Origin of the sequence: Rhizobium sp. rho-13.1, assembly GCF_007000305.1 — a bacterium.
Lineage (GTDB): Bacteria > Pseudomonadota > Alphaproteobacteria > Rhizobiales > Rhizobiaceae > Rhizobium > Rhizobium rhododendri.
On the sequence record NZ_SCFL01000089.1, the window covers coordinates 1 to 654 of the forward strand.

The following is a 654-nucleotide window of genomic DNA, read 5'->3' on the forward strand; positions in this document are numbered from 1 at the left end:
AGTGCGCAAGCCTTGGCCAGAGACTATCGAGCGCGAGCGCGTCGTCATCGACGCGCCCAGTGCCTGCGATCACTGCGGCAGCGAACGCCTGTCGAAGCTCGGTGAGGACACCACCGAGACGCTGGAGGAGATCCCGCGCCGCTTCAAGGTCGTCGAGACCGTGCGGGAGAAGTTCACGTGCCGGGACTGCGGCTGCATCAGCCAATCGCCCGCACCCTTCCATGCAACGCCACGTGGCTTTCTCGGCCCCAAGCTACTCGCCACCATCGTCTTCGACAAATTCTCTGAGCATCAGCCGCTCAACCGCCAGAGCCGTCGCTTTCGCAGTGAAGGGATCGATCTGTCCACCCAGACGCTTGCCGACCAGGTTGGCTACGTCAGCGCCGCCGTCACACCGCTGTTCGATCTCATTGAGACCCATGTGTTTGCGGCCGAGCGGTTGCACGGCGACGACACCACCATCCCGATCCTCGCCAAGGGCCAGTGCACGACGGGGCGCATATGGACCTACGTTTGCGACGACAGGCCGTTTGGTGGGCTATCACCGCCGGCGGCCGTCTTCTACGCCTCCAGTGATAGGCGGGGTGAGCATCCGCAAGGACACCTGGCCGAGTTCACCGGTATCCTGCAGGCTGATTGCTACAATGGCTTCAA

The 654-nt window shown here is 63.1% G+C and carries 1 protein-coding gene; it reads left to right on the plus strand.

Going from position 1 to position 654, the window contains the following annotated elements:
- On the plus strand, positions 1-654 hold a 654-nt coding region (locus EQW76_RS28760; RefSeq protein ID WP_143123531.1), incomplete at both ends, for an IS66 family transposase.